The following is a 19,422-nucleotide window of genomic DNA, read 5'->3' as shown; positions in this document are numbered from 1 at the left end:
CTCCGTTGGCTTGTGGGCGGGGTCGTTAATCGGGGAAGCGGTCTTCAGAAGATGTCCGGCTCGGGCACCGGGCGGCCGAAGGTGGTTTCGAGGAAGTCGAAGTCGCAGCCCTCGTTGGCCTGCAGGATGTGGCGGCCGAACATCCAGCCGTAGCCGCGTTCGTAGCGCGTAGGCGGCGGTGTCCAGGCGGCGCGCCGCGCGGCCAGTTCTTCGTCGCTGATCTCCAGGTGGATCGTGCGTGCCGGCACGTCCACCGTGATGCGGTCGCCCGTGCGCACCAGCGCCAGCGGCCCGCCCACGGCCGCCTCGGGCGAGCAGTGCAGCAGGCAGCCGCCGTAGCTGGTGCCGCTCATGCGCGCGTCCGACAGGCGCAGCATGTCCTTCACGCCCTGCTTGAGCAGCTTGGTCGGGATCGGCAGCATGCCCCACTCGGGCATGCCGGCGCCGCGCGGGCCGGCATTGCGCAGCACCAGGATGTCGTCGCCGGTCACGTCGAGCGCGGGATCGTCCACCGCCTTCTTGAGCGCCGGATAGTCGTCGAACACCAGCGCGCGCCCGGTGTGCTGCAGCAGGTGCGGCGCGCAGGCGCTGGGCTTGATCACCACGCCGTCGGGCGCGAGGTTGCCGCGCAGCACGGCCAGCGCGCCTTCGGCATAGATGGGGTTGGCGAGCGGGCGGATGACGTCGTCGTTGAACACCTCGGCGCCCTCGATGTTCTGGCCGAGGGTGCGGCCGTTGACCGTGCGCGCCCCGGTCTTCAGGTGGCCGCGGATGCGCTCGAGCATCGCAGGCAGGCCGCCCGCATAGAAGAAGTCTTCCATCAGGTAGGTGTCGCCGCTCGGCCGAATGTTGGCCACCACCGGCACCCGGCGGCTCGCGGCATCGAAGTCGTCCAGCGTGACCGGATGGCCGGCGCGGCGCGACATGGCGATCAGGTGGACGATGGCGTTGGTGCTGCATCCCATCGCCATCGCGCAGGCAATGCCGTTCTCGAAGTTGGCGCGCGTGAGCATGCGGGTGGGCGTGAGGTCGTCCCACACCATCTCGACGATGCGGCGGCCGCATTCGGCGCTCATGCGCACGTGGTTGGCATCGGCCGCCGGAATGCTCGAAGCGCCCGGCAGCGTGAAGCCCACGGCCTCGGCGATGCCCATCATGGTGGCGGCGGTGCCCATGGTCATGCAGGTGCCGTGGCTGCGCGCGATGCCCGCTTCCATCTCCTGCCAGGCCTGGTCGCTCAACTGGCCGGCGCGGCGCTGGTCCCAGTACTTGAAGGCGTCCGAGCCCGAGCCCAGCACCTGTCCGCGCCAGTTGCCGCGCAGCATCGGGCCGGCCGGCAGGTAGATGAACGGCAGCCCCATGGAGAGCGCGCCCATCGTGAGGCCCGGCGTGGTCTTGTCGCAGCCGCCCATCAGCACCGCGCCGTCCACCGGATGGCTGCGCAGCAGCTCTTCCGTCTCCATGGCGAGGAAGTTGCGGTAGAGCATGGTGGTGGGCTTGACCATGCTCTCGGACAGCGAGATGGCCGGCAGCTCGAGCGGAAAGCCGCCCGCCTGGAAGATGCCGCGCTTGACGTCGTCCACGCGCTGCTTGAAGTGCGAATGGCACTGGTTGGCGTCGCTCCAGGTGTTGACGATGGCGATGATCGGCTTGCCCACCCAGTCGGTGGGCGCATAGCCCATCTGCATCACGCGCGAGCGGTGGCCGAAGGAGCGGAAGTCGTCGGGCGCGAACCAGCGGGCGCTGCGCAGGGTGTCGTAGGAACGTGGCATCGGGGCGGAACCGGTATTCTTCGTGGAATCAACTACATTAAAACACTAATATATCACTCGGTCAAAGCGAAAATTCGAACGAATGACAGCCCTCCCCCGGATCCGACTCGACCGCACACGCCTTGCAGCACCCCAGGTGCTCGAAAAGCTGCGCGGTGCCATCCTTTCCCTCGAACTCGTGCCCGGCACCGTGCTGGTCCGCCAGGAGCTGGCCGACCGCTTCGGCGTGAGCCAGACGCCGGTGCGCGAGGCCCTGCTGCGCCTTGCCGAGGAAGGCCTGGTGGATGTGTTCCCGCAGCACGCCACGCTGGTGAGCCGCATCGACGTCGACGCCGCGAAGCAGGCGCACTTTTTGCGCCGCTCGATCGAGCTCGAGATCGTGCACCAGCTGGCCGAAGAGGCGCCGCCCGAACTGGTGGCCCAGCTGCAGGCCCAGGTCGCGCTGCAGGCCACGCTGGCAGCGGCGCGGCAGTACGGCGACTTCGTCGGCGCCGACCGCAAGTTCCACCACCTGATGTATGAAGCCGCGGGCGTGCCGAGCCTGTGGGACATGGTGTCCCGCGTCTCGGGCCACGTGGACCGCCTGCGCCGCCTGCACCTGCCCACCGCCGGCAAGACCGAGGCGATCCTGCGCGACCACCGCGCCATCGTGCGCGCCATTGCAAAGCACGACGGCGCGGCGGCGCAGAAGGCGCTGCGCGAGCACCTCTCCGGCACGCTGAGCTCGCTGCCGGAGATCTGCGCGCGTCATCCGGATTTCATTGCGGGGAGGAGCTGAGACGTGCTTCGCGGTACCGTACGCATTTCCGAATGCGAAAAGGTATCGCGATGACGAAAAAGAAAAAGCTTTTCGCCAAGGCGGACTTCCCTGTTTCCCAGGTGCGCCGGTTCCTGGAGCCGGGCCCGGTCGTGCTCCTGTCGTCCCGATGGCAGGGGAAGAACAACATCATGACGCTGGGCTGGCACACGGTGATCGAGTTCACGCCCTCGCTGGTCGGCTGCGTGATCGCGCGCACGAACCACAGCTTCGAAATGATCCGCCGCAGCGGCGAGTGCGTCATCAACCTCCCCACGCGGCCGCTCACCGACGAGGTCGTGCGCATCGGCAACAGCTCGGGCGCCGGGATCGACAAGTTCGCGGCCTTCGGCCTCACGGCAGTCGATGCCGAGCGCGTGGAGGCGCCGCTCATCGGCGAATGCCACGCGAGCTTCGAATGCCGCGTCCACGACCGCAGCCTGGTCGGCAAGTACGACTTCTTCATCCTCGAGGTGGTGAAGGCCCACGCCGCCGAGTCGCTCCGGCATCCGAAGACGATCCACTACACCGGCGACGGCGTTTTTCTTGAATCGGGCAAGGCGTTCAGCCGGCGATCCTTGTTCCGGAGCGCGCTGCTTTGAATCGCTGCGACCGACGCCCGTGGCAAGTGCTCGCGTTGCCTAGCCGCCAGGCAGCAGCACGATCTTGCCGACCGCGCTTCCGCTGTCGAGCACTTCGTGTGCACGGCGCGAATCCGCCAGCGCGAAGCAGGTGGCGGGGGGCGCATGCACGCGTCCCTGCGCCATCAGCGCGATCGCGGCCTCCATGAAGCCGCGCCGCTGTGCCGCGTCGGCGTCGATGGCGTGGATCGAGAACGTGCGCACGGCCAGGCTCCTGCCCAGCAGCCGCCGAAGCTCCTCGAACACGTCGCCGGCCGGCGGGCCGTTGACGATGTTGTAGGAGACCGCCATGCCGAACGGCGCAAGGGCGCGCAGGCAGGCGATGAAGAGCTCGCCGCCCAGGTGGTCGAAGGCCAGGTCCACGCCGCGTCCGCCGGTGAGCTGCATGACCTTCTCGGTCAGGCCTTGCGGATCGCTCTCGATCACCTCGTGCGCGCCGTTGGCCCGCGCGAAATCCCGCTTCTGCGCGGTGGACGCAGTGCCGATCACGCGCAAGCCGCGGTCGCGTGCCACCTGCACCAGCGCCGTGGCCACGCCGCCGGCCGCGCCAGGAATCAGCACGGATTGCGCCGGCAGGTTGCCGTTGCTCGACAGCATGGCCAGCGCGAGCTGGAAGTTGCCGAGGCTCACGGCATCCTCGAAGCGGATCGCATCGGGCAGCACGAAGGGCGCGGCCTCGGGCACGCAGATGGCTTCGGCATAGCAGCCGCCGCGCTGCGCGAGCTCGCGCGCGCTCACGAACACGCGCTGGCCGACCTGCAGCGCAGTGACACCAGGGCCGACGGCATCGACGATGCCGGCCATCTCGTTGCCGGGAATCGCCGGCATCGGCGGCATCCATTTGTAGGTGCCGTTGCGGATCAGCACGTCGGGGCCGCCGGCGCCGATGGCCATGGCCTTGACCCGAACTTCGCCCGCCTGCGGCTGCGGCTGCGGCAGCTCCACCAGCTGCAGCACCTCGGGGCCGCCCGGTGCCTGCAGCTGGATCGCCTTCATCGTGGGGCGCGACATCAACGCTGCCCGTCGTGCACGGACACCTTGTCCTTGGTGAGCCCGCCCAGGCGCGCATGCACGCGGCCTCCCGTGCCCATCACCAGCGCGAACAGGATCTCGTTCGGCCGCGGCCCATCCTGGATGCCGATCTCCATCGAGTTGTAGTGGCTGCGCACGTACGCGGCGTGGATGTAGTGCAGCGGCACCATCAGCCGGTAGCCGGTGGCGGCCACCGCCTTGGCCGACGGCACGATCGCCTTCGGCTCGCCGAGCACCTCGCGCATGGCCCAGCCGCCGGCTTCGTGCCAGACGGCGCCGTGCTCCATCTCGCCGTTCACGCCAACGATCGCGGCCTTGCTGTAGACCTCGACCTTGTCGCGCCCGAGCGTCTCGACCAGTTCGGTGGCCAGCAGCGTGCCGAGCGCGCGCAGCTCGGCCATGAAGGGCAGCAGGTCCGGCTCGTAGCGGCCTGCGTAGGGGTTGTGGATGACCGCGCAGGCGGCCGCCAGCCTGAGCGGCGTGGCGGCCGGTGGACCGCCCTCGTGGTAGATGGTCTCGATGCAAAGACTGCGCTTGCGGATGTCGATCAGGGACATGGAGGGGTCCTTATTGCTTGGGGATGTGAGCATCGTTCACCACGGCGGTCCACCGCTTGAGCTCGGCGGCCACCATGGTGGTCATTTCTTCGGGCGTGCTGCCGCGCGCTTCGCCGCCCATTTCTTCGAGCCGCGCACGCACGGCCGGCGCCTGCAGGGCCTTGAGCGCTTCGGCGCGCAGGCGGTCGACGACCGGGCGCGGCGTGCCCGCGGGCGCCATGAAGCCGGCCCAGGAGCGCACGTCGTAGCCGGGCACGCCCTGCTCGGCCACGGTCGGCAGCTCGGGCATCTGGCTCCAGCGCTGTGCGCCGGTGGTGGCCAGCGCGCGGAGCTTGCCGGCCTTGATGTTGGCCAGCACGGCCGTGGGCGGCGCGATGATCATCGGCACCTCGCCGCCGAGCAGCGCCGCCACCGAGGCCGCATCGCCGCGGTAGGGAATGTGCAGCATCTCGACATTGGCGCTCTTCACCAGCAGCTCGCCCGCAAGATGATGCGTGGAGCCGATGCCGGCCGAGCCGTACGACACGCCGCGCGCATCGGCACGCGCCGCGGCGAGCATCTCGGCCAGCCCGCGGTAGGGCGAGTCGGCCCGCACCACCAGCAGAAACGGAAAGTAGGTGATCGTCGAGACCATCTGGAAGTCCGTCACTGTCTGGTAGCTGAGCTTGTTGTAGAGCGCGCCGGCCACCGCGTGGCCGCCCGTGGCCAGCAGCAGCGTGTAGCCGTCGGGCTTGGCGCGCGCCACCGTGCCCGAGGCAATGGTGCCGCCCGCGCCGGTCTGGGCTTCGACCACGAAGGGCTGGCCGAGCCCCTTCGCCATCTCGGTGCTGACCACGCGCGCGATGGTGTCGGCGTTGCCGCCGGCCGCAAAGCCCTGGTAGATCTTGATCGGCTTGTCCGGAAAGACCTGGGCCAGTCCGTGAAGGGGTGCCGCGCAGGCCAGGGCCAGGCCTGCGGCGACGAGCGAGCGTCTGTGCCACATGGTTTTGTCTCCAATGTTGTGGAATGAAGGCCGCGGCTTGTGCCGCCGCGGTCCGGGTCCGGGGCCTCAGTCCTGCTGGACGATGGGATTGCGCAGCACGCCGATGCCTTCGATCTCGACCTCGCACACGTCGCCCGGCTTCATGAAGCGCGGCGGCTTCTTGCTCCAGCCCACGCCCGCCGGCGTGCCGGTGGCAATGACGTCGCCGGGCGCGAGCGTGAAGATGGTCGACGAGTAGCTGATGAGCTTCGGAATGCTGAAGATCATGTGGCCCGTGTGGCTGCTCTGCACCACTTCGCCGTTGAGCCGGGTCTCGAGCTTGAGTTCGCGGCCGGGCGCGATCTCGTCGGCCGTCACCATCCAGGGGCCGAAGCCGCCGGTCGACTCGAAGTTCTTGCCCGAGGCGATCTGCTTGGCATGGAACTGCCACTCGCGCACGCTGCCGTCGTTGTAGCAGGAATAGCCCGCCACATGATCGAAGGCGTCGGCCTCGGCGATGTTGCGCCCGCCCTTGCCGATGATGACGGCGAGCTCGCCTTCCCAGTCGAGCGACTCCGACACGTGCGGCCGCACGATCGGCTGGTTGTGCGCGCATTGCGAACGCCACACGCGCAGGAAGATCGGCGGCTGCTCGGAGAGCTCGCGATGCATGCCGGCGGCCAGCACCTCCTGGTGGTGGTCCATGTAGTTGCGTACGGCGCACACGATCTTCTCGGACTTGGGGATCGGCGGCAGGTAGGTGATGTCGGCGAGCCCGGCCGCGATGGGCAGTCCTTCGACATGCTGCGCCGCCTGCAGGTACTCGCCCGAGGCGATGTAGTCGACCAGGCCCGCATGCTGCGGCCGCGCCTTGCCGAGATCGACCACGCCGTCGCCGACGACGGCGCCCCAGGTTTCGCGGCCTTGATGGACAAATGACAAAAGCTTCATGGGAACTCCGGTTGAAATGTGCGGTTGGATGAAGAGTCAGGGCGCGGCCGGCGAACGCGACTCGAACTGCGCCTGCCACTGCGCGAGCGGCATGAAGCTCGGGTCCTTGCGGCAGGCCTCTTCGGTTTCGCGCATGAGCGTTTCGTCGTCCTTGGTCAGGTCGAGCGGATCGCCATGCGGCTGCGCGATGTAGAACGGCGTGTCGACGTAGATCTCCACCGTGTTGCCTTCCGGATCGAGCATGTAGACCGAGAGCGCGTTGCCGTGGTTCAGGCCGCGGATGTTGGTGGCGCCCCGGGCCTCGGCGCGCGCCGAGATGTCGCGCAGGTGCTGGATGCTCGGCACCACGAACGAGATCTGCATCACGGTACTGAACGTCGCCTCCGCCGGCCGGCCCGAGGCGAGCACCAGCTGGTGGTGCTGGTCGGGGCTCGCGCTGGTGAACACCAGCTGGTTCCTGAAGGTGCGGCCCTCGCCGCGGTCGGTGATCGTGAGGTCGAAGGTCTCGGTATAGAAGGCCACCATCCGCTCCAGGTCGGTGACGAAGATGCCGAAATGCGAAGGCGTGGGTCGTGCGACCTTGAGCATGCTGTCTGTCTCCGGTGGCGGGCTCTGGCGTCCCTAGGATTGCGCGGCCTGAGCCGCTTTGAGCGCGGCAATCACGTTGCGCTGCGTGCTCAGGATGTGCTCCTCCAGCAGCGCGCAGGCCGTGTCCGCATCCCGGCGCAAGGCGGCGTCCATGATCTTCTTGTGCTCGCTCGACTTGCGGCGCGCGGTCTTCCGGTGGCGCGCGGAAAACCGCCGGTAGCGCTCGGCCTGGTCGAACAGGCTCGCGCCCCAGGCACGTTGGCGCAGCGACGGGCAGGCGGCCAGCAGCGAGAGGTGGAAGCTGCGGTGCAGCTGCGACCACTCGCCATCGAGAATGACCGGCCCGTCGCTCAGGCGCGACTCGACCTTCTCCAGCCGATGGAAAGCGGCGAGTACCGTGGCCTCCCAGGCGTCGTCGCCGTGCGCGATGGATTCGCGCAGCGCGGGCACGTCCAGCATGATGCGCATGCGCGTGATGTCGGCCAGGTCCTCTTCGGAGATCGGCGCCACGCGAAAGCCGCGGCGCTCGTCGGCGCGCACGAGCCCTTCCTGCGCCAGGCGGCTGAGCGCCTCGCGCAGCGGACTGCTCGAGTAGCCGTAGGCCGACTGGAGCTCGTCGAGCTTGAGCTTGGCGCCGGCTTCGAAGGTGCCGGCCAGGACGTCCTGCCGCAAACGGTTGAATGCCTGCTCGGCCAGTGGCGGCTCGTTGGCGGTAATTTCTGGTTTGTGCATGGAGTTAATTTTATGCATAAACTCTGGATTTTGGAAATAAGGGATCACCATGACACGCAGCACATCGATCGCCGGCATCCGCCTGCTCGGCATTTCCGGGAGCATCCGGCGCGACTCTCATTGCACTGCGGTGCTGCGCAGCCTGCAGCCGTTGCTGCCTGCGCCGGCAACCATCGAGCTCTTTGCGCTGAACGATGTTCCGCTCTACAACGCCGACCTGGACGGCGATGCGCCGCCCGCAGCCGTGGCCCGGCTCAAGGCAGCGATTGCAGAGGCCGACGGCCTGGTCCTGTGCTCGCCCGAATACAACTACGGCATGCCCGGCGTGCTGAAGAATGCGATCGATTGGGCATCGCGGCCCAGCTTCGCCTCGCCGCTCAAGGGCAAGCCGGTCCTGATCGCGACCGCCTCGCCCGGCACCGCGGGCGGCGTGCGCGCGCAGGCGCAGATCCGCGACGCCCTGGCCGCCACGCTCGCGCGGCCCGTGGTGCGGCAGCACGTCGCCATTGCGAACGTTGCCACGCGCATCCGCGACGGCCGGCTCCATGACGAACCGACGCTCGACTTCCTGCGGGCGGCGCTCGCCGATCTGCTCCGGGAGATCGAATTGCTGGGCGGCGCCGCGTCCCTCCAGTCCCTCTAGACGGACTGCCTCGGAGCTACTTGCGCACTTTGGCGATCTCCGACATCAGTTCCGTGACCGTGGCCTCGCCCACCGATGCGGAATACTTGTCGATCACCGGCTTCACCTTGGCGCGCAGCTTCTCCATTTCTTCCGGCGGCAGTTCCGAGACGGTCATGCCGGCTCTCCTGAGCGCCTCGAGCGCGCTGTCGGCGGCGCTGCGCGAGGCCGCACGCTGGAACACGGTCGAATCCTTCGCGGCCTCGGTGAGGATCTGCCGCTCGTCGGCGCTCATGCCGTCCCAGGTCTTCTTGCTCACCAGGAGCGCCTGCGGGTTGTAGACGTGCCGCGTCTGGGTGATGTACTTCTGCACCTCGGCAAACTTGGAGGCAAGGATGGTGGTGTTCGGGTTCTCCTGCCCGTCGACCGCCTTCTGGTCGAGCGCCGGATAGAGCTCGGGGAACGGCAGCGGCGCGGGGTTGGCGCCCAGCGCGCTGAACAGGTCGATGTAGATCGGCGATTGAATGACGCGGATCTTGAGCCCCGCGATGTCGTCCGCCGCCGCGATCGGCCGCTTGCTGTTGGTGAGATTGCGAAAGCCCAGGTCCCAGTAGCCAAGGCCGTGCAGGCCCTTGTCGTCGAGCCTGGCCATCAGCTTCTGGCCGAAGGGCCCGTCGGTGACCGCATCGGCCTCCTTGCCGCTGTTGAAGAGGAACGGAAAGTCGAAGACTGCGAACTCCCTGACCTGCGCCGAAAGGATGCCGGCGTTGAGCACCGTGAGCTCGACCGTTCCGCCCTGCAGCGCGGACACGGTCTGCAGGTCGCCGCCGAGCGTGCCGCCCGGAAACAGCTTGACCGTGATCTTGCCGCCGGACTTGGCCGCGACGATGTCGGCAAATTTCTGCGCGCCCTGCGCCTGCGGATGGCCAGTCTGGTTCTGGAACGCGAACTTGAGCGTGCGTTCCTTGACCTGCGCGCCGGCACCGGCCGCCGCCAATGCGGCGAAGGCCGCGATGGCCAGCGCCAGCCATTTCTGCTTCGAGCCTTTCATGGGAGTCTCCTTCGTGTGTTCCGCCGGGGCTCCCTTCAAGCGCCGGCCGGTTGCCTTTGCTGCATCTCGACCAGCGCGCGCAGCGCGGCCAGGTACGACTGCGGCCCCAGGCCCTGGACCGTGCCCTTGACGGCCGGCGAGATGATCGAGTGCGCGCGCCAGGCCTCGCGCGCCGCAATGTTCGACATGTGCACCTCGATGGTCGGAAACGGCATGGCCTTGATCGCGTCGTGCAGCGGAACGCCGTGCTGCGTGAGGCCTGCCGGATTGACCAGCGCGCCCTGCGCATCATCGATGTGCGTGTGCAGGAAGTCCACCAGCACGCCTTCGTGGTTCGACTGGATGGTCTCCAGCGTGGCGCCGAGTTCGCCCGCGAGCTTGTGCAGCATGGCGTCGATCTCGGCCAGCGTGGTGGTGCCGTAGATGTGGGGTTCGCGGCGGCCGAACAGGTTGAGGTTGGGGCCGTGCAGGACGAGGATCTTCATTCCGTGGCTTCTTTCCTATTTGCGGATGCGCGCAAGTTCGTCGTTGTAGAGCTTGACGACGGCGGGGTCGTAGCTCGCGGCGAAGCGCTCGATGACGGGCCTCGCAATCTGCCGCATGCGGGCCTGCTCGGCCGGCGCCACCTCGTTGAACTTCGCGCCCTTGGCCTGGAGCTCGCCCACGGCGCGCTGCGCGGCGGCGCGGCTCACCTGGCGCTGGTAGCCCCGGGCCTCGTCTGCGGCCTCGCGCATCATCTTCTGCTCGGCGGGATTGAGCGTGTCCCAGAACTTCTTGCTGACCAGGACGATGTTGGCCGCGTACACGTGGTTGGTGGCGCTCACGAACTTCTGCACCTCGAAGAACTTGTTCGAAAGAATCACCGAGTACGGGTTCTCCTGGCCGTCGACCGCCTTCGACTCGAGCGCGCCGTAGAGCTCCGCGAAGGGCATCGGCACCGGGTTGGCCTTGAAGGACTTGAAGGTCTCCAGGAACACCGGGTTGGGAATCACGCGGATCTTCAGGCCCTCCAGGTCTTCGGGCCGGGTGATCGGGCGCTTGCTGTTGGTGACGTTGCGAAAGCCCAGGTCCCAATAGCCCAGCGCGACCAGCCCCTTCTCCGGCAGCTTCGCAACCAGCGCCTGCCCGAGCGGGCCGTCGAGCAGCGCATCGGCCTGCGCGAAGTTGCCGACCGCGAACGGAAAGTCGACGAGGCCGAACTCCTTCACGATGCCCGCGAGCGAAGTGGTGGCCGGCGCCGACATCTGCTGCACGCCGCCCTGCAGCGCCGACTGCTGCTGCATCTCGTTGCCCAGCTGCGAGGCCGGGTATTCCTGCACCTTCATCTTGCCGCCGCTCTTGGCCGCCAGCAGCTCGGCAAAACGCTTCACGCCAAAGCTCACCGGGTGGTCGGCGTTGTTGAGGTGGCCGAAGCGGATGACGCGTTCCTGCGCCTCCTGCGCAAGCGCCGGAACGGCCAATGCGAGGGCCAGGCCGGCGGCTGCCAGCGAGCGATGAAGCTTTCTCAAGATGGTTCTCCAGCAAGGTGAGGCGGCGCGATCTTAGGACTGAAGTGGAAATCTTTTCCACTAGTGAAAACACTTGGCAGAAGAGCTAGAGTGGCGCCTGCTTCCCATTCTTTCCAACGACATGAGCGCCATCCTCGAACGCAGCTTCAAGGTCCTTGAACACCTGGCCGGCCACCCCGAAGGCCGTGCGCTTTCCGCGCTCTCCGCCGAGCTGGAGATGCCGCTGAGCGCCACCCACCGCCTGCTGGGCGAGCTGATCCGCTGCGGCTATGTGCGGCAGGACCAGAGCCATGGCGACTACATGCTCACGATCAAGCTGGTGTCGCTCGGCCTGAGCTTCCTGAGCAACAGCGGCATCGTCGACGTGGCGCAGCCGCTGCTCGACCGGCTCGCGGCCGAATCGGGCGAGCTGGTGCGGCTGGCGGTGGTCGACGGCGACGAGCTGACCTTCGTCGCCAAGGCGCAAGGCGCCGTGCGCGGCCTGCGCTACGACCCCGACATGGGCCTCTCGGTCAACCTCTCGTGCAGTTCCGCGGGCCACGCGTGGCTGTCGACCATGACGGACGAACAGGCGCTCCAGCTGGTCGCCAGGCAAGGCTTCGGCAAGCCCGAGGACTACGGCCCGAAGGCGCCGACCACCGTCAAGGCACTGCTGGTGTACCTGCGCGCGGCCCGCAAGCGCGGCTTCGCGATGATCAACGAGGTGTTCGCGCCCGCCATGACGGCCATGGCCGCCCCGGTGCGCAGCGGCAACGGCGCGGTGATCGGCGTCATCACCATCGCCGGGCCGCTGGTGCGGCTGACGGAAGAACGCATGCTCGCGCTGGGCCCGGCCCTGCTGGCCACGGCCGAGGATGTGGCGCACGCGAGCGGCGCGTCCGCGCTCTTCAAGCGGCGCGCCTGACCGGGCGCTTCGGAGACGGGCCGCTCTTCAGAACACCAGGCGGGGCGCGTCTTGCCGCAACAGCGCGCTCGCGGCCGGCGGCGACCAGGTCTCGGCCAATGCCCGGGACAGCGCATCCAGCAGTTGCCGGACATCGTTGGCGGCATCCGCATGCAGGGCCTCGGCCACGATGAGGACGCGGGAGGTTTCATCGCGCACGGCCGAAAGCGCGCTCTGGCGATGGGTCCAGCGCCGCGCATGCGCGCAGCCTGCGGCATCCGCAAAGACGACTTCGCCGCGTTCGGGCGTTTCCGTTTCGCCCGAGAACGCGAGGTAGCTTTCGCTGCCGTCGGCGCACCGCACTTGCAGCCCCTCGGCTACCTTCGACAGGTCGAACACCGCGATCGGAATCGCGAAGGCCAGCGACAGCGCGTTGCAAAGATCGACGAGCGGATGGATCGGCGGCAGCGCGCCTTCCTTCCTGAACCGGCGCAGCAGCGACTCGGAGGCGCACCGGTACTGCGTGGGCTTGAGGCCCATGCGTGCGAAGCTGCGGCGCCAAGCCTGGATCTCCGGAAGATCGGCTTCCGAGCCGACGGTTTCGAGCCGTGCGCGCGCCACGCCGTGGTAGTGCGCCACCTGCGCCTGCACGCAGGCGCTCCGGTGGATGCCCTGGGCCAGCAGGACGCCGGGCACCAGTTCGGGATGGCGCTGCCAGATTTCCGGCGAATGAGAGAAGAAGAAAGAGTGCATGGCCCAGTGTGTCGCTGGCGCCGCGGCCTGTCTTGAACGCTATTGCAGCCGTGCGGGCGCCACCCAGGCGCGCTGCCATGCGCCGGGCGTGAAGCCGAAGTGCAGTGCGAACGCGCGCGTCATGTGGCTCTGGTCGGCAAAGCCCGTCGCCATGGCCGCATCCGCCAGTGCGGCGCCGCGCCGGATGAGGCCGCGCGCCACTTCCGCGCGCTGCTGCAGCAGCCACGCGAACGGCGTAACGCCATGGACCGCCTTGAAGCGCCGCAGCAGCTGGTATTTGCTCAGCCCCGAAGACGCCGCGAGCTGCGCCAGGCTGGGCGGCTGCGCAAGGCAATCCGCGAGCATGTCGCGCGCTTGCGAGACGTCGGCCGATGCGGCGCGCGTGGGCAGCCTTTGCGCACCGTGGCGCGATGCGAGCATGGTGCAGGTCTGCACGAGCAGCTCCTCGCTGCGCAGTGCATCCACCTCTGCCCGCTGCGGCGCGGCAGTGCGCGCCTCCAGCAGCCGCAGGAGTTCGCCGAGCATGCGCCGCAACCCCTCGTCCTTGATGACGGGGCGGACCAGGGCCATGTCCTCGTTCGCCGCGCCCGTTGCAGCCGCATCCACGGCCCATCGGATCGCAGCGGGTTCGAGATACAGCATGCGCCAGCGCCGGAACGGCGCGCCGAGCGGCCGCCCGTCATGCACTTCGCCCGGATTCGTCGCAATGAGATGGCCGGCATGGGCCTCCACCTCGCCGCACCCGCTGGCCGAGCGCTGGGCGCCTTCGTCGATGACGCCAATGCCGAAGGTGGCATGCCAATGCCTGCCGTAGCGCCGTTGGCTCGAGATGCGGGTGCCATGCACGCCCTCCCAGGGCGAGCCGAAGACGCGGCAGTCGTGGTGCGGGTTCTTCATCATCGCGCGGAGTATGCATGCGGCATGCGAATCTGCAGGATTCGCCTGGAAGACGACGAGCACTGCGACGAGGGCCTGTGGGTGCCCGCAACCCCGGCGGCGCGCAGGCCAAAAAAACTGCAAACTTTCGGCTACAAATAATTTTTATCGTACGGCGCTACAGTTCGCTGTCGATTTTCCGCAGCCTCGTTCGTCGTGCCAGTGGAGGGGCATCCTCTGCACTTCAGGAGAACACAGCCATGGCTACTACCAACACCGTCCGCCTGCACCGCGTACTGCGCGCTCCGCCCGAGCGGCTCTACCGCGCCTTCATCGAGCCCAGCGCCTTCGAGCGCTGGCTGCCGCCCTTCGGATTCACCGGCAAGGTCCACAGCATGGACCCCGTGGTCGGCGGCGCCTGGCGCATGTCCTTCACCGCCTTTGGCAGTGGCCACAGCCACTCGTTCGGCGGGAAGTACCTGGAGCTCGTTCCCGGCCAACGCATTGCCTACGACGCGAGCTTCGACGATCCCAACCTGCCGGGCACCATGAAGACCACCGTGACGCTCACGGCCGTGTCCTGCGGCACCGACATGTCCGTCGTGCAGGAAGGCATCCCCGACCTGATTCCCGTGGAGATGTGCTACCTGGGCTGGCAGGAGTCGCTTGTCGCGCTCGCCCAGCTGGTCGAGCCGAACATTCCGGGCTGAGCGCCGAGGGGCTTCAGTCGCCCGGAATATGGGGCGGATGCAGCTCCACGGCCTTGGCCGCCTTCTTGCGCAGCCGGATGTTGAGCATCTCCACGGCCAGCGAGAAGGCCATCGCAAAGTACACGTAGCCCTTGGGCACGTGGTGCCCGAAGCCCTCCGCGACAAGAACCACGCCCACCACCACCAGGAAGGCCAGCGCCAGCATCTTGATGGTGGGATGGTTCGAGACGAAGCGGCCGATCGGGCCGGCAAACAGCATCATCAGGAACACCGACACGATCACCGCGGCGATCATCACCCGCACGTCGTCCACCATGCCGACTGCGGTGATGATCGAATCGAGCGAGAACACCAGGTCGATGACCATGATCTGGAGGATGACGCCCGCGAAGGTGGCCTTGACCGCGCTGGACTTCTGCTCATGGCCGCCCTCCAGCGACTGGTGGACCTCGCTCGTGCTCTTCCAGATCAGGAACAGCCCGCCCAGGATCAGGATCAGGTCGCGCCCCGAAATGTCCTTGCCGAGCACCGAGAAAAGCGGCGCGACCAGCCCCACGATCCACGCGAGCACCAGCAGCAGGCCGATGCGCATGAACATGGCCATGAAGAGGCCGACGCGCCGTGCGAACTCGCGCTTGGCTGGCGGGAGCTTGTCGACCAGGATCGAGATGAAGATGATGTTGTCGATGCCCAGCACGAGCTCGAGCGCGGTCAGGGTCGCAAAGGCGATCCAGACCTGGGGATCCGTCAGCAGTTCAAGCATGGAAGGTCTTTCGGCACGGCAATGCCGGCAAAAAAGAAGGATGGGAAGCAGGAACGGAGTCTGCCATGCGGCTTTCCGGGGTTTTCGCGTGACATCTTGAAATGTTCTTCACCGAAGCGATGTGTGCGAGTTCGCACGGCCGAACGTTGGTAGAGGCATCGGGAGCAATCCCATATCTCTGGAGATGAGATGACCTTTCCTCGAACCGTTCTCAAGCTGGCTCTCTCGGGCACGATTGCCGCAGGCGCTCTTTTCGGCGTGGCCGCCGCAACCGCGGGCACCAGCTGGTCCATCGGCGTGTCGGTGCCCGGCGTGGTGGTGAGCGAGCCGGCACCGGTCTACTACGAGCCCGCGCCTGTGTATTCGCGGCCGGCCCCTGTCTACTACGAGCCGGCGCCGCCGGTGCGCTACCAGGCGCCCGCCTACGTTGCACCGGCACCCGTCTACTACGAGCCGGGACCGAGCTGGGAAGAACGCCGCGCAGCGCGCCATGAATGGCGCCGCCGCGAATGGGAGCGGCGCGAGCACTACCGCCACTATCGCGAAGACCGCGACTGATCGCAGCCGCGCGAGCGGCTACAGTCGCCCTCGATGCCATTCAATTCTCGAGGAGCGGATATGCAGATTCGCAGCGCCGCGGCTTCCGATGCCGACACGATCCATCGCCTTCTTTGCGCCAACGGATGGGCGCACCGAATCGCCGGTGCCGCACATCTCGGCCGGCTGATCTCGGCGTCGCAGCAGGCGGTGGTCGCGTTGTCGGCGGACGGCGAGATCGTCGGCTTTGCGCGCGCCATCGGCGATGGCATCTCCAACGGATACCTGTCCATGGTCGTGGTCGCCGAGCCGCTGCGCCGTCAGGGCATCGGGCAAGCGCTGGTCCGGCACATCCTGGGTTCGGAGACGGGCATGACATGGGTGCTGCGGGCCGACCGGCCGGGTGCCGCCGAGTTCTTTGCCAGGCTGGGCTTCAGCCCCTCGTCGGCCGCGATGGAGCGGCCGAGGGAGCAACGCCTGCGGGTGGCGCCTTGATCGGGGGAATCACGCGCACGGCGAAGCCGATGCTGATGGTTCTCGGTGGATTGCCGGGCACCGGCAAGACCACCATCGCGCGCGAACTCGCTGCCCGCTTCCCCTGCGCCTATCTGCGCATCGACACCATCGAGCAAGCGCTCATCCGATCGGGGGCTCTCGAGGAAGTGGGCCCCGCCGGCTACGCCGTGGCCTGCGAGCTTGCCCGGTCCAATCTCGCGCTCGGCATGTCGGTGATCGCCGATTGCGTCAATCCGCTCCCGGTCACCCGCGAGGCATGGCGTGCAGTGGCAGCCAGCACATCCTCGGGCCTGCTCGAGCTCGAGATCGTGTGCTCCGACCCCGTCGAGCACCGCAGGCGCGTGGAGAGCCGGAAGGCTGACATTTCGGGCCACGTTCCGCCGACCTGGGAGGCAGTCGCGCGCCATGAATACGAGGCCTGGACCACCAGCCGCCTCGTCATCGATTCGGCGGTCGTCAGCGCAAGCGAGGCGGCCACGCTGATCCTGGACCGGCCGCGCAGCCAAGCCGCAGGCGAGTAAACGGCCTACATCGGGCTGCGGGCGAGGCTGATCAGCACGGGCTTCGCGAGGCATAGGGTGCTTCTCGAAGGAGCACGCACCCATGGCCCGCGAATCCACGCTTTCGATCGACGGCGTGACCCTTTCCTACCGCTGCGCCGGCGACCCGGGATCGCCGTGGCTCATCCTGCTGCACGGCTGGCCGCAATCGAAGTCGATCTACGACCCGGTGCTCGATGAGCTCGGAAAGGATGAACACGCCATCGCCTTCGACCTGCCCGGCATCGGCGGGTCGCTCGGCCTGCCGCCGGGCCCATCGCCCTGCGAGCTGCATGCACTCGCCGGCCTCCTGCTGCGCGCGGCCGAATCGCTGGGCGCGCATTCGATCGTGTTCGCGGGCGTGGACGTCGGCGGCATGCTCGCATTTGCAGCGGCGCGGGAGCACGGCGCACGCATTGCGGGCGCGGTGATCATGAACACCGTCATCCCCGGCGTTGCGCCGTGGTCGAGGCTCGTCGCCGAGCCCCGCATCTGGCACTTCGCGTTCCATGCGATACCGCAGTTGCCCGAACGGCTGGTGAGCGGGCGCGAACGCGCCTATTTCGACTACTTCTACGACCTGCTCGCGGGCGACAAGCATGCGCTGACGAACGAGATCCGAAACGACTGGACGCGCGCCTACCAGCGGCCCGAAGCCTTGAAGGCCGGCTTCGACTGGTACCGGGCGCTCGAGAGCGCCGCGCAACGCAACGCGAGCCCTGTTCGCATCGAAACGCCCATCCTGTATTTGCGCGGCGACGCCGGCGGCCGCGACATCGGCGACTATGTAGAAGGCCTGCGCAAGGCCGGCGCCGCGAATCTTCGATCGCAGCTCATCAGCGGCAGCGGAGAATTCCTTCCCATCGAGGCGCCCGCTGCAACCTGCGAAGCGCTGCGTGCATTTCGCGCTGAAATCGGGCATGCGGCCTGACGCGCGCCACGTCGTTTTTGGAGATCTGCATGCAACCAAGAATCACCGTCATCACCCTCGGCGTCGACGACCTGGAGAGAGCGGTCGCCTTCTATCGCGACGGGCTCGGCCTGCCCACCAACGGCATCGTGGGCAGGGAGTTCGAGAACGGCGCCGTCGCCTTCTTCGACCTGCAGGACGGTCTCAAGCTGGCCGTGTGGCCGCGCTCGAGCATCGCGGCCGATGCCGGCCTTCCGCTGCGCGCGGGCGGGTCCCTCGAATTCACCCTCGGGCACAACGTCATGTCGAAGGCCGACGTGGACGCCGTGATGCAGCAAGCCGCGAAGGCCGGTGCCACGGTGGTGAAAACCGCGGCCGACACTTTCTACGGCGGATATGCCGGCTACTTCATGGACCCCGACGGGCACCTGTGGGAGGCGATCTACAACCCGCAACTGCTGCCAGGGGCTGAAGCTGCGTAGGCGCTTGGGGCCGCGGCCGCCCGTCAAGGCCTGTCGGGCCTGATGTCGGGTGCAGGCGTCGAAGAGACCCCCTGCACCTCGGCCGCTCTCGATTGCGCAGCCATGGCTGCCTTGAAGCCCGGTCGCGCCTGCAAGCGCTCCCAGTAGGCCGCCACCGCCGGTGTGAAGCGCTCGGCCAGGCCCAGGTGCTCGGCCAGCAGCAGTGCATAGCCGACCGACACGTCCGCCGCGGTGAAGCGGCCCGCGCAGAGATGCTCGCGTTCGGCGAGCAGCGGCTCCAGCGTTCGCAGGCGCGCGAGGAACCACTTGGCATAGTCGTCGGCCACCTGGGGCTGCTTTCGCTCCGCCGGCTCGAAGTGCGCGTACCGCAACACGAGCGTCTGCGGAAAGGTCAAGGTTGCCTCGCCGAAGTGAAGGTAGTTGAGGTACGGCCCGAAGTCCGGCTCGTCGCGGTCCACATCGAGCTGGCCCGCCGAGAAGCGTGCGGCCAGGTACTGGCAGATCGCGGCCGATTCGGTCATTCGCATGGCGCCGTCGGCCAGCATCGGCACCGTGCCGAGCGGGTTGATCTCGAGGTACGGCCGCGACAGCACGCGCGGCGGAAAGGGCAGCATCCTGAGTTCGTAGGAAAGCCCGATCTCTTCAAGCATCCAGAGAGGGCGGAACGAGCGTGCGCTGACGCAGTGGTGCAGGGTGATCATGGTTCGGCGGCTTGTGTCCCGCCACTGTGTTGAATTGCGCGTCAGCCGCGCCGAGCCGCTTCGATCGCGGCGATGTCGATCTTTGTCATCTCCATCATCGCTTCGAACGCTCGCTTGGCTGCCGCCGGGTCGGGATCGGTGATGGCGGCCGTCAGGGCGCGCGGCGTGATCTGCCACGACAGTCCCCACTTGTCCTTGCACCAGCCGCATGCGCTGGCCTGGCCGCCGTTGCCGATGATCGCGTTCCACAAGCGGTCCGTTTCGGCCTGGTCGTCGGTCGCGACCTGGAACGAAAAGGCCTCGCTGTGCTTGAACGCCAGGCCTCCGTTCAGGCCCAGGCAGGGGATGCCCATCACCGTGAACTCGACCGTCAGCACATCGCCTTCCTTGCCCGAGGGATAGTCGCCGGGCGCGCGATGGACGGCGCCCACGGCGCTGTCGGGGAAGGTCTCTGCGTAGAACTTGGCGGCATCCAGGGCGGCGCCGTCGTACCAGAGACAAATCGTGTTCTTGCTGATCATCTTGGGTCTCCTGAATGGGA

25 protein-coding genes are annotated in these 19,422 nt (G+C 67.6%); 10 read left to right on the top strand and 15 right to left on the bottom strand.

Annotated features, from left to right (window positions below; genetic code table 11):
* Positions 1-44 precede the first annotated feature (44 nt).
* Positions 45-1,772: an L-arabinonate dehydratase gene (gene araD, locus ACAM58_RS26650; RefSeq protein ID WP_369664901.1), complete on the bottom strand. Its 1,728-nt coding sequence runs from the start codon at positions 1,770-1,772 to the stop codon at positions 45-47.
* An 82-nt stretch (positions 1,773-1,854) separates the two neighbouring features.
* Between araD and ACAM58_RS26645 the strand changes: the two genes are divergently transcribed.
* A complete protein-coding gene (locus ACAM58_RS26645) occupies positions 1,855-2,550 on the top strand; it encodes a GntR family transcriptional regulator (protein WP_015865762.1) in 696 nt (231 codons plus the stop codon).
* 50 nt (positions 2,551-2,600) lie between these two features.
* Positions 2,601-3,170, top strand: a complete 570-nt coding sequence (locus ACAM58_RS26640) for a flavin reductase family protein (RefSeq protein WP_369664900.1) — start codon at positions 2,601-2,603, stop codon at positions 3,168-3,170.
* Positions 3,171-3,209: 39 nt separating this feature from the next.
* On the opposite strand, the gene ACAM58_RS26635 is transcribed toward ACAM58_RS26640, so the two are convergent.
* The 6 genes from ACAM58_RS26635 to ACAM58_RS26610 all read right to left on the bottom strand — a co-directional run bounded on the left by ACAM58_RS26635 (position 3,210) and on the right by ACAM58_RS26610 (position 8,048).
* A complete protein-coding gene (locus ACAM58_RS26635; RefSeq protein WP_369664899.1) occupies positions 3,210-4,220 on the bottom strand; it encodes a zinc-dependent alcohol dehydrogenase family protein in 1,011 nt (336 codons plus the stop codon).
* Positions 4,220-4,798, bottom strand: a complete 579-nt coding sequence (locus tag ACAM58_RS26630; RefSeq protein WP_062365011.1) for an amino acid synthesis family protein — start codon at positions 4,796-4,798, stop codon at positions 4,220-4,222. Before ACAM58_RS26630 ends, ACAM58_RS26635 begins: the two co-directional genes overlap by 1 nt.
* A gap of 10 nt (positions 4,799-4,808) precedes the next feature.
* Entirely contained in the window at positions 4,809-5,780 is a 972-nt protein-coding gene (locus ACAM58_RS26625) for a tripartite tricarboxylate transporter substrate binding protein (protein ID WP_369664898.1), read from the bottom strand.
* Between the two features lie 66 nt (positions 5,781-5,846).
* On the bottom strand, positions 5,847-6,710 hold the full coding sequence (locus ACAM58_RS26620) for a fumarylacetoacetate hydrolase family protein (RefSeq protein WP_369664897.1): 864 nt from the start codon (positions 6,708-6,710) through the stop codon (positions 5,847-5,849).
* 36 nt (positions 6,711-6,746) lie between these two features.
* Positions 6,747-7,298, bottom strand: a complete 552-nt coding sequence (locus tag ACAM58_RS26615; RefSeq protein WP_015865768.1) for a VOC family protein — start codon at positions 7,296-7,298, stop codon at positions 6,747-6,749.
* A gap of 33 nt (positions 7,299-7,331) precedes the next feature.
* The gene (locus ACAM58_RS26610; RefSeq protein ID WP_369664896.1) at positions 7,332-8,048 is read right to left on the bottom strand and encodes a GntR family transcriptional regulator; all 717 of its coding nucleotides are present in this window, start codon (positions 8,046-8,048) and stop codon (positions 7,332-7,334) included.
* A gap of 31 nt (positions 8,049-8,079) precedes the next feature.
* Between ACAM58_RS26610 and ACAM58_RS26605 the strand changes: the two genes are divergently transcribed.
* Complete coding sequence (locus ACAM58_RS26605; RefSeq protein WP_369664895.1) at positions 8,080-8,673, top strand: NADPH-dependent FMN reductase; 594 nt, start codon at positions 8,080-8,082, stop codon at positions 8,671-8,673.
* Positions 8,674-8,689: 16 nt separating this feature from the next.
* On the opposite strand, the gene ACAM58_RS26600 is transcribed toward ACAM58_RS26605, so the two are convergent.
* The 3 genes from ACAM58_RS26600 to ACAM58_RS26590 are packed head-to-tail and all read right to left on the bottom strand — an operon-like array spanning position 8,690 to position 11,211.
* A complete protein-coding gene (locus ACAM58_RS26600) occupies positions 8,690-9,703 on the bottom strand; it encodes a TRAP transporter substrate-binding protein (protein ID WP_369664894.1) in 1,014 nt (337 codons plus the stop codon).
* A gap of 35 nt (positions 9,704-9,738) precedes the next feature.
* Complete coding sequence (locus ACAM58_RS26595; protein WP_015865772.1) at positions 9,739-10,188, bottom strand: type II 3-dehydroquinate dehydratase; 450 nt, start codon at positions 10,186-10,188, stop codon at positions 9,739-9,741.
* Between the two features lie 15 nt (positions 10,189-10,203).
* The gene (locus ACAM58_RS26590; protein WP_015865773.1) at positions 10,204-11,211 is read right to left on the bottom strand and encodes a TRAP transporter substrate-binding protein; all 1,008 of its coding nucleotides are present in this window, start codon (positions 11,209-11,211) and stop codon (positions 10,204-10,206) included.
* Between the two features lie 121 nt (positions 11,212-11,332).
* On the opposite strand from ACAM58_RS26590, the gene ACAM58_RS26585 reads away from it, so the two are divergent.
* Positions 11,333-12,115, top strand: coding sequence for an IclR family transcriptional regulator (locus ACAM58_RS26585; protein WP_015865774.1), 783 nt, complete (start codon positions 11,333-11,335; stop codon positions 12,113-12,115).
* A gap of 27 nt (positions 12,116-12,142) precedes the next feature.
* On the opposite strand, the gene ACAM58_RS26580 is transcribed toward ACAM58_RS26585, so the two are convergent.
* Positions 12,143-12,847: a B3/4 domain-containing protein gene (locus tag ACAM58_RS26580; protein WP_369664893.1), complete on the bottom strand. Its 705-nt coding sequence runs from the start codon at positions 12,845-12,847 to the stop codon at positions 12,143-12,145.
* Between the two features lie 39 nt (positions 12,848-12,886).
* Positions 12,887-13,747, bottom strand: coding sequence for a helix-turn-helix domain-containing protein (locus ACAM58_RS26575; protein WP_369664892.1), 861 nt, complete (start codon positions 13,745-13,747; stop codon positions 12,887-12,889).
* Between the two features lie 236 nt (positions 13,748-13,983).
* Between ACAM58_RS26575 and ACAM58_RS26570 the strand changes: the two genes are divergently transcribed.
* Positions 13,984-14,433 (top strand): SRPBCC family protein, encoded by a 450-nt coding sequence (locus ACAM58_RS26570; RefSeq protein WP_015865778.1) that lies wholly within the window; start codon positions 13,984-13,986, stop codon positions 14,431-14,433.
* Between the two features lie 13 nt (positions 14,434-14,446).
* Here ACAM58_RS26570 and ACAM58_RS26565 read toward each other — a convergent pair whose 3' ends face one another.
* Positions 14,447-15,196 carry a TerC family protein gene (locus ACAM58_RS26565; RefSeq protein WP_015865779.1) on the bottom strand — a complete coding sequence of 250 codons (750 nt, stop codon included), beginning with the start codon at positions 15,194-15,196 and terminating at the stop codon, positions 14,447-14,449.
* Positions 15,197-15,385: 189 nt separating this feature from the next.
* Between ACAM58_RS26565 and ACAM58_RS26560 the strand changes: the two genes are divergently transcribed.
* The 5 genes from ACAM58_RS26560 (at position 15,386) to ACAM58_RS26540 (ending at position 18,180) form a co-directional block, all read left to right on the top strand.
* Entirely contained in the window at positions 15,386-15,754 is a 369-nt protein-coding gene (locus tag ACAM58_RS26560) for a hypothetical protein (RefSeq protein ID WP_062365022.1), read from the top strand.
* Positions 15,755-15,814: 60 nt separating this feature from the next.
* Positions 15,815-16,228, top strand: a complete 414-nt coding sequence (locus ACAM58_RS26555; RefSeq protein WP_369664891.1) for a GNAT family N-acetyltransferase — start codon at positions 15,815-15,817, stop codon at positions 16,226-16,228.
* A gap of 29 nt (positions 16,229-16,257) precedes the next feature.
* Complete coding sequence (locus ACAM58_RS26550) at positions 16,258-16,770, top strand: AAA family ATPase (protein WP_307594403.1); 513 nt, start codon at positions 16,258-16,260, stop codon at positions 16,768-16,770.
* A gap of 82 nt (positions 16,771-16,852) precedes the next feature.
* On the top strand, positions 16,853-17,719 hold the full coding sequence (locus ACAM58_RS26545; RefSeq protein ID WP_369664890.1) for an alpha/beta fold hydrolase: 867 nt from the start codon (positions 16,853-16,855) through the stop codon (positions 17,717-17,719).
* A 29-nt stretch (positions 17,720-17,748) separates the two neighbouring features.
* Entirely contained in the window at positions 17,749-18,180 is a 432-nt protein-coding gene (locus ACAM58_RS26540; protein WP_369664889.1) for a VOC family protein, read from the top strand.
* Positions 18,181-18,203: 23 nt separating this feature from the next.
* Here the strand turns inward: ACAM58_RS26540 and ACAM58_RS26535 are convergent, their stop codons facing one another.
* Positions 18,204-18,881 carry a glutathione S-transferase family protein gene (locus tag ACAM58_RS26535; protein WP_369664888.1) on the bottom strand — a complete coding sequence of 226 codons (678 nt, stop codon included), beginning with the start codon at positions 18,879-18,881 and terminating at the stop codon, positions 18,204-18,206.
* 41 nt (positions 18,882-18,922) lie between these two features.
* A complete protein-coding gene (locus ACAM58_RS26530) occupies positions 18,923-19,402 on the bottom strand; it encodes a VOC family protein (RefSeq protein WP_369664887.1) in 480 nt (159 codons plus the stop codon).
* Positions 19,403-19,422: the final 20 nt, after the last annotated feature.

It is taken from the genome of Variovorax sp. V116 (assembly GCF_041154435.1).
GTDB classification, from domain to species: Bacteria; Pseudomonadota; Gammaproteobacteria; order Burkholderiales; family Burkholderiaceae_C; genus Variovorax; species Variovorax paradoxus.
This window is presented reverse-complemented; position numbering and strand designations above follow the sequence as displayed.